Annotated in this window: 3 protein-coding genes; 2 read left to right on the plus strand and 1 reads right to left on the minus strand. The window is 46.0% G+C overall.

The genetic code is table 11. The features are described from left to right. Window positions 1–4,461, plus strand: a 4,461-nt coding sequence (locus A4E24_RS00185; protein ID WP_292350643.1) for a cobaltochelatase subunit CobN, incomplete at its 5' end; no start/stop codon positions are given. Window positions 4,462–4,626: 165 nt separating this feature from the next. Here the strand turns inward: A4E24_RS00185 and A4E24_RS00190 are convergent. Continuing rightward, window positions 4,627–5,562, minus strand: a complete 936-nt coding sequence (locus A4E24_RS00190) for a 1-phosphofructokinase family hexose kinase (protein WP_292350644.1) — start codon at window positions 5,560–5,562, stop codon at window positions 4,627–4,629. A 337-nt stretch (window positions 5,563–5,899) separates the two neighbouring features. Here A4E24_RS00190 and A4E24_RS00195 point away from each other — a divergent pair. Beyond that, the coding region (locus A4E24_RS00195; protein ID WP_292350646.1) for a putative Ig domain-containing protein at window positions 5,900–9,501 on the plus strand (3,602 nt) is incomplete at its 3' end.

A 9,501-nucleotide genomic window follows, 5' to 3' on the forward strand; every position in this document is an offset into this window, starting at 1 on the left:
AGGTCTATGGGCACTCCAGGATATTTTGATTACATTTCAGATGGTTCATCCACTCAGTTGATCGATACGTATTATAACAATATGGGTACTGCTACTGAAGATGAAAGGCTCAATGCAGAGAACCTTGTGCTATATCTGGCAAAGGAGTATGGTAACCATCCTGAGATTACTGATAAATGGGATACGATAAAGATCATGTATCTTTGCTATGCAGCAAACCCGGCCCTGGAAAATGCCAGTCTGACAAATCCGTACAGCCAGAACATAGAATACACTTACGTTCCATCGTTCAATGTGACCACTTGGGCTGATCCCAGTGACGAGTTACTACAGGCAGTTTCAAGCGGTTTACTTCAGGAGCAGGATGTGATCTTTTGCGATATGCTTTCCAGCAGCATCTATGGTCCTCTGAACCAGAGTTTCTGGGAGGCTCATGCAGCAGGCACAGTGTTCGTTGATGTGCGTTCCATTGATACACCGGCATATTTTGATCATGTATATACAGGCGATGAAAATGTCACATTGCTTAACTATTACAACAACATGGGTACACAGACCGATGCCCAGTTAACTAGTGCTGAGAACTTCCTTATCTACCTTGCCAAGGAATATGGTGACAATCCCGAACTTACTGCGGACTGGCAATTACAGGTCTCCGATTCTTCTGCTGTGCCACAGGTGGGGCTTTACCATAAAGATCATTCAGGGAAATACTTTGAGACCACGCAGCAGTATCTGGAATGGTATTCTACAAATGATGGTATGCACCATGTTTACGATCCTACAAAACCCACCATTGGTATGTGGTTCCATCGTGATGATATCACCAACGGCCAGATGGGAGTGGTGGATGCATTGATCTCTGACCTTGAAAGCAAGAACTGCAATGTCATTGTAGGATTCGATACGTTCGATGACATTGTCAAGTACTACTGTGATGAGAACAATCAGTCTCTTGTACAGTGCGTCATCTCCCTGAAGAGCTTCAGGCTGAACTATTATTACAATGAGAAAGGGGAGCGCGAACTGAGGCAGCTCAATGTACCTGTATTAAGAGGAATCGTTGTGGACGTTCCGCAGACACCTGATCCGGCAGATGCTAACAGGGGTATACCGAATGCGCAGGTAGTGAGGATGACCCTTGGTCCGAACCTTGACGGTATCTTTGAGTATGTTGTCATAGGAAAGAATGTATATGATTCCACTAACGGTACAAGTGAAGCTGTTCCTATGGACAGCCAGGTGGACTGGATAGGGGACAGGTCCATAAACTGGGCAAAGCTCAAGTTAATGAACAATTCCGAGAAGAAGGTTGCGGTGATCTATTACAACTATCCTTCAGGCAAGGACAATATAGGAGCCAGTTACCTTGATACAATTTCCAGCATGAGGCTCATGCTTCAGGAAATGCAGGATGCTGGTTTCAATGTTACTTCAGTGCCTGAGAACAACACAGAGCTGCTTGATGTGATCCAGGCCCAGGGTATAAATGCAGGGTGCTGGTCTCCGGGTGTGCTCAATGAAATGGTCGGGAACAGAACATCATGGGGACTGCAGCTTATACCCATGGAAACCTATCGCGAATGGTTTGAAGCAGAGATCCCAAAGGATCTGCGAGATGAGGTAATAGAAGAATGGGGAGCACCCTGGCAGGAAGACTTACCCGAGGACAAGAATCTCATGACATGGGAGAACAATTCCGGCAAATATCTGGTAATACCTACCGTACAGTTTGGAAATGTGTGGCTCATGCCCCAGCCTGCCCGTGGTTTCATGCAGAGTGATGACACGTTGTATCACAGTACATTGATCCCGCCACCACATCAGTATATAGCCTTCTATCTATGGCTTAATGAGCAGTGGGATGCAGATGCCGTCATCCATCTCGGAACCCATGGCACTCATGAATGGCTTCCAGGGCAAGCATACGGTATGAACAGGACGGCCGAATGGTCCCCATTGCTATTGCAAGACATGCCAAATATCTATCCATATATCGTTGCCAATGTAGGAGAAGGTCTTACAGCAGAATACAGAGGCAATGCCCTGATCATCGATCACATGACACCAACTCTGGAACGCTCTGGCACATACGGACAACTGTCTAATCTGTCACGTTACGTGCAGCAGTACTACGGACAGGAGATGTCCACCCAGACGAAAAAAGGATATCAGATGATCATTGTCGATGAAATGGTAAAAGCAAATCTCACAACAGACCTTGAGCTGAATGCTTCTGAACTGTACGGATACAATGAAACGCTCTTTGATGTATTCGTAAAGAACGTGCTGCATGAATATCTGGAAGAGATCGCAAGTGAGAACATACCCTATGGCATGCACATACTTGGAGAAGTGCCAGCTACGAACGCTACATCTCCCCACAGGGATGAACTTTCATGCATGGTACGTTCCATGATGAAAGGATATTTCGAAGACAACGTCACAGCGGCTTATTATCCGATAGATGATTATCCATTGGGCATACCGTTGAATGATACAAAAGTCGATTGGATGGTATGGGAAGTTGTGACCAATGGCACGTCTGTATATGAGGCTGAGGATCTGGTATACGGTTATACCAATGAATCTGTTTCCATAGACCTAAAAAGAGGTCTGGAATATAAACAGCGGCTCATTGACTCTGCCATAGAGATGGACAGGGTGATCAATGCTTTGAGTGCTGATTTCATACCTGCGGGTCCAGGTACCGATCCGGTGATGAACCCTAATGCTGTGCCGACAGGAAGGAACTTTTACGGGGTGAACCCTGAGCTTTATCCCTCTGAAGCCACATGGAAATTGGGAGTAATGCTTGCTCAGGAACTGCTTGTGGATTACTATGAGGAACATGGTGAATATCCCACAAAGGTCTCTTTCTCCCGCTTTGGTGTGGAATTCATTCGTGACCATGGTACGCTGGAAGCTGAAGCTATGTATCTGCTGGGTGTAAAACCAGTATGGGACAGCAATGGTTACGTGGTCGGTGTGGAACTCATACCTGAAGAAGAACTGTTACCCAACTACGATGCTTCCTTGCCGGGAAGACCCCGTATCGACATAGTTTATGCAACTGCAGGTATGAGGGATGCGTTCCCAAGCAAGATCAAAATGCTGGATGATGCAGTGAAACTTGCAAATACTGCTCCTTCGGTGAATTACCCCAACTATGTTAACACTAGTACACAGGCTATATACCAGGATCTTTACGCAAGCCTTCAGGGCTCATTTGAGACCGAGGAAGAAACCGCTTCCATGGCTGAAACCCTCTCTACCATGAGATGTTTTGCAGTACAGGACGGAACTTATGATATCCTGGTCGGTGATGCCATCGATGCAAGCGGTATCTGGGAAAGCGAGGATGAGATCGCTACTCTGTATCTTGAGAAAATGGGCTTTGCCTATGGAACTGAGCTGTGGGGATACCAATGCCAGGAACTGCTCACATCCAACCTGAAGAACGTAGAAGCATCGGTACATTCGGATTCTTCCAATCTGTATGATACCCTGGACAATGATGATTTCTTCCAGTATTTCGGTGGACTGAACCTTGCGACCAGATATGCGAGGGAAGACCATCAGACGCCGGAGATGTATGTTTCGGATACGCGGGACCCGAATAATGCCCAGATGACCGGAATGAAGGAATACCTGAGCAAAAACCTGCGTTCGAGATACTTCAATCCCAAATGGATAGAGGGTATGCAGGGATCAGGATATGCCGGTGGCAGGATGATGGCGGAGTTCGTGGACAATCTTTGGGGATGGGAAGTCACAGACCCTGAACTTGTGGACGATTCCGTATGGGATAATGTCTACAGGACGTATGTCAACGAGGGTATGGAAGAGTGGTTCAATGCAGAGAACTCTGGAGCATACCAGTCCATCACCGGCAGGATGCTGGAAGCTGTCCGTAAAGGGTATTGGGAACCTTCTGATGAGGTGGTACAAAGCCTGACCCAGGAGTATATGGAATCCGTGGCGGAGAATGGAGCCACATGCTGTCATCACACCTGCGGTAACCCCCTTCTTGACGATTTCGTACAGGGTGTGGTTTCTGTACCAGGTGTTGTCAGTGAGGAAGTTATCGATAAATATAATGAGCAACTCTACAAGGCAACTCTCCGTGATGATACTGAAGCAACTGACACCACATCTGCTGAAAAGAGCAAGGGTGGAAGTTCCACAGGTTCTGCACAGGTAAAACCTGGAGGCTCCAGCAATCAGACCACTCAAACCGATGGCGGTGTTGGAACAGATCTGGACAAAGTGCCTCAGGAGTCCATGAGATCAACTCAGGACCCGAACTATGTGGAAGGCTATGAGATGACAACAGAAACCGTGTCCCAGCCGGAAAGCAGCAGTCCTACCTTCTCGGGTTCAGATATAGTTGCTCTTATTCTTGTGGCAGGAGCAGTTGGTGCAGTCTTTATAGGATTCATGAGAAAGAGGAGGATGTGAAGTAGGCATTTTGTTCCTTAATGCCTTTTTGATGAAGTAAAGAATGGATCTGAGATAGACCGAAAGGCAGAGCACTCATTGAATCGATACGATAACTCAGGAGTGTTCTGCTGTCATCGGTTTATCGATGATTGGTTTTTATCTTTCCTGTTTGCCTTCTTTTATTCAGTTAGAAGATATCATCTTTGCATAGAGCCGCTCAGTGTCTTCTTTCCTGCATAGCTCGGTCCCGGGGGTCATCACAGCAGCAGACCCGGCAGCTATCCCATATAGGGCAGCTTCTCTCAGTTCTTTTCCTCTTGAGAGGCTTAGGACAATGCCTGCCACCATGCTGTCCCCTGCTCCCACCTTGCTGCTAATGGGCACAGTTGGGGGCACAATGTGTTCCACAATATTTTCGGAAACCAGCAGAGCACCTGCCGCACCCAGGGATATGACCATCACTTCGCACTGCCCGGCCCTGACCATGCTCTGAGCTGCTTCTATTATCTGTGACTCTTCTTTTATATCGTTGCCTGCAAGCTCTCTGAACTCGCGTACATTGGGTTTGATCAGGTACACACCCTCCTGCAGTGCATGTGCAAGGGCATCGCCAGCAGTGTCAATGATGACCTTTGCGCCCATTTTCTTTCCGATACGTGCAACACGGGCATAGAAATCAGAAGGTACGCCTAAAGGAAGGCTTCCGCTGGCTACCAGATAATCAGGGGCCGGGTTGGCATTGGAAAGTTCCAGAAGACAGTGTTCCCATTCATCCCTCTCTAGCTTTGGGCCCTGCATCCCAAAACGGAACTGCCTTCCTGTAGTTCCCTCAAGGACAATAAGGTTCTCTCTTGTGAATCCTTTTATGGGTAATAGCAGTTGATCGATCCCTTCCTGTTCCAGGAGTTCATTGAGCATCTTACCAGGCATGCCACCGGCCGGATATACAAGCAATGATCCTCCTCCAAGTTTCTTTATGGCCCGGGAAACATTTACTCCACCGCCACCTGGCTCATAGCTGGCAGGTCCGCAGTACAGCTTGCGTTCAGCGATCACATGTTCTGTTGTAGTGCTTTTGTCTATTGCAGGGTTCATGTTCAGGGTAATGATAGTTCTCATGGGGATCTCTTTTGTATATGATTAGTTCATATTTATGAAATGTGGTGGTATTCTTATCTTTTTGAGTCAGTGAATGTAAAAGGATACATCTATAACAGTGTCCGGCTTTTAAAATATTATATGAGTTTAAATATAATTCGAGATTACTTACTTAAACTTAAATGACATACCCCACAAATCATAATATTAACAAAGTAATCTTCGTTGTGAATGGGATGTATAATTTTGGTAGTAATAATAAGGGGTATTTTGGATGAATTGTAAAAAACAGATTCAGCAATTGGTTGGTTTTGCTTTTATATTATTGGCAGGTATACTTCTATCTGGTTCGTTAACCATGGCAAGTGCAAACGAGGCCCCTGCCTCAGATCTTACAGAGAGTATAAACTTCAATGATACTATGATCCTTACAGAAGAACTGCAAAAAGTAAGCAGTGACCTTGTTGAGATGATCATGGATTCAGAGTGCCCTGGCCCGGGAACAACATCTCACACTAATGCTGTCCAGCCTTCAACCACAGTTCCTTCAACAGCAGTTAATACTGAATCTGAACAGCAGTTGGTATTTGTATATATCAGCCTTCTTCAGGGGAACCAAACCTCTGTAATTGATCCTTATGTCTGGAATGTTACCAGCATAGATGAAGCAAATTCAATTGTTGCTGCCTGGGTAGATGTAAGCGGTCTGGAAGAGATAGCTTCCCTGAAAGAAGTACGCAATATAAGGACAGTTATACGCCCGCTGGTGAACAGTGGTTCTGTTACGACGGCAGGAGATGCTATTCACAGGACCGATCTTGTAAGGTCTGGCTATTACCATAATGGCAGTGGCATAAAGATAGGTGTGATCTCCAACGGTGTGGATGCAATATCCGCAGCAAGGGCTTCCGGGGATCTGCCTTCAGATGTCACAGTATTGAGAAATAGCGTTGGCGGCAATGAAGGTATTGCCATGATGGAGATCATTTATGATATGGCTCCAGGTGCAAAGTTATACTTCCATGATCATGGGAACAGTGTATATGAATTCAACGATGCCATTGATGAACTAGTAGCAGCGGGCTGCACTATCATAGTGGATGACATAACATGGCCCGATGAGCCATTTTTTGAGGATGGGGTTGTTGCTAAGCACGTCGCTGAAGTAATAGCAAATGATACCATAATATACATCTCCTCTGCCGGCAACTCAGGAATGAGGCATTATCAGGGATCGTTCGTTGATGATGGTACTGGCTTTCACAACAAGATATTTCCTCTCCCCTCCAGGACATCTTTCCAGGTGTTCCTCCAATGGGATGATCAATTTGGATCTTCTGGCAATGACTATGATCTTTATGTCCTGGACAGGTCCGGAAGGACCATTGCCTCTTCCACTAATAGGCAAAATGGGAACGGTGATCCGTTAGAATGGACCACGACATCCTATCTTACAGAGCCAGCTTATATAAAGATCAGAAATAGCGACGGTACGGCACAGCAGCGCACTCTTGAACTTTTCATCTATCCCACCTCTGGAGTAACTCTGGACCAAACGAACCTCACATCCAGTGATTCCATATTTGGCCATCCGGCGGTGCCAGATGTCATTTCGGTGGCGGCAATATCTGCCAATGACATCGATCATGATAACGTAGAATTCTTTTCATCAAGAGGACCTGTGACCATTGCATATCCTGATTCTACGACCAGAGAGAAACCAGATCTTGCTGGGATTGATCGCGTAGCTGTCACTGGAGCAGGCAATTTTGGTACTATTTTCTCAGGGACCAGTGCATCAGCACCCCATATCGCAGCAGTGGCTGCACAGCTGTGGGGAAATGACATGACCATGTCAGCCGCTGAAGTACGGGACATACTGTATGAAACTGCCCAGGATGTAGAATCTTCAGGTTTTGATCATATTTCTGGATATGGGAGAGTGGATGCACTGAACAGTTTCAATGCTTATGTGAATCGTGCTCCTGTGCTGGCAGATATTGGTAACTGGGAAATAAATGAAACCCAAGATCTGACCATCACTCTCCTGGCAACGGATATGGATGGTGACGATCTCACATATTCCACAGATGCTCTCTTTGGTACCCTGAAAGATAATGTATTTACGTGGACTCCTACACATGATGATGCTGGGACGTATATTGTTGGATTCTCAGTGACAGATGGAAAGCACACAGATTCCAGCACAACGGTGATAACAGTCAATAATGTCGACAGGGCACCGGAGCTTCAAGTGATCGGCAACAAGGAGATAAGTGAAAACAGTCTTCTGGAATTTGCAATATCAGCAAATGATCCAGATGGGGATGCAGTTACATACTCTGTAGCCGGTTTGCCCGCAGGAGCCACATTTGATGCTGGTTCAGGGACTTTCAGCTGGATGCCTTCTCCTGATGCGGCCGGGAACTATCAGGTAATATTCACCGCAGAAGCCAGAGGACTTAGTGACTCAGAGACAATAACGATCACTGTCGGTGACATAGGCGGGGCACCGGAGCTTGGTCCGATAGGCAATAAGGCTGTCAATGAAAATGATCTTCTCGGGTTTATCGTTTCAGCCAGTGATCCTGAAGGGGATATTATCACATTTTCCGCAATTGGGCTGCCGGAAGGGGCAATATTTGACGTTGGTACAGGGGCATTCAGCTGGAGACCAGACTATAATGATTCCGGGAACTATAATGTAGTTTTTGTTGCAGAGGCAGGTAATCTCAGCGATTCTGAGAATATTACTATCGTTGTGAACAATGTTGACAGAGAACCGGTACTAAGTCCCATTGGTAGCAAAGAGGTGAACGAGAGTGAATTGCTTAGTTTCACCATCTCAGCTACAGATCTTGATATGGATTCTATTAGTTATCTTGCCATGAACCTGCCTTACGGAGCTGATCTTAATAACGTGACCGGTGAATTCAACTGGGTTCCAACTTATAGTGATTCAGGAGTATATGATGTCCAGTTCGTGGCTAATGCCAATGGTCTGATGAAGTCAGAAAATGTAGTGATAACAGTTAATAACATCGACAGAGCACCACAGTTTGCTGACATTGGTGACAAGGTCGCAGATGAGAACCATCTTCTGAGCTTCAATATCTCTGCCACCGATGAGGATGGGGATATTGTCACATATTCTGCAGTAGCACTTCCTGAGGGTGCTGAGCTGAATAGTGAAACAGGTGATTTCAGCTGGGCTCCGGCAGCTGCGGGGAGTTATGTTGTTACATTCCTTGCAGAGTCGAACGGTCTAAATGATTCACAGACCATAACGATCGATGTCCTCAATTCTGCACCATTTATTTCCGATCTTTTAGCAAGTGACATTAGTCCAAGTTCCATCACTTTGACCTGGGCCAATTCTCCGGATGTAGCTTTTGTTGAAATATACAGGAACAGTACTATTATTGGGAATGTAACAGGACCCACATCTCAATATGTAGACAGTGGACTGGATAGCAACACAAGCTATGAATATTCACTGTTGCCTTATGATGTTGATGGGACCGAAGGTACCATGGTAAATATTACCCTTCTCACTTCTTCGCCCTCTTCAAGCAATAGCGGCACTGGAGGAAGCAGCGGAGGTAGCAGCAGTGGCGCCACTTCCAGCCGGAGTACTAGTGGTGGAGGGGGAGGCGGTGCAGGTAGTTCCGAAGACTATGAGAACGTAGCGTTGAAAGATGTTGCCAGTGCATACCTGCTAATGGATTCCAATGTTACTTATGAGTTCACAAACGAAGGTGATGTTATCCAGTCCATTAGTTTCCATTCCCTTAAGAACTCAGGTGAGGTAACATCAACTATAGAGGTCCTTAACGACAGGTCTAAACTAGTTAACAGCGATCCAGAAGGGCTTGTCTATAAATATGTTAATATCTGGGTGGGTAAGTCTGGTTTTTCAACGGCTTCTAACATCAACGATATAAGAATTAAGTTCAGGGT

This window comes from Methanomethylovorans sp. PtaU1.Bin093, assembly GCF_002067275.1.
Taxonomy (GTDB): domain Archaea; phylum Halobacteriota; class Methanosarcinia; order Methanosarcinales; family Methanosarcinaceae; genus Methanomethylovorans.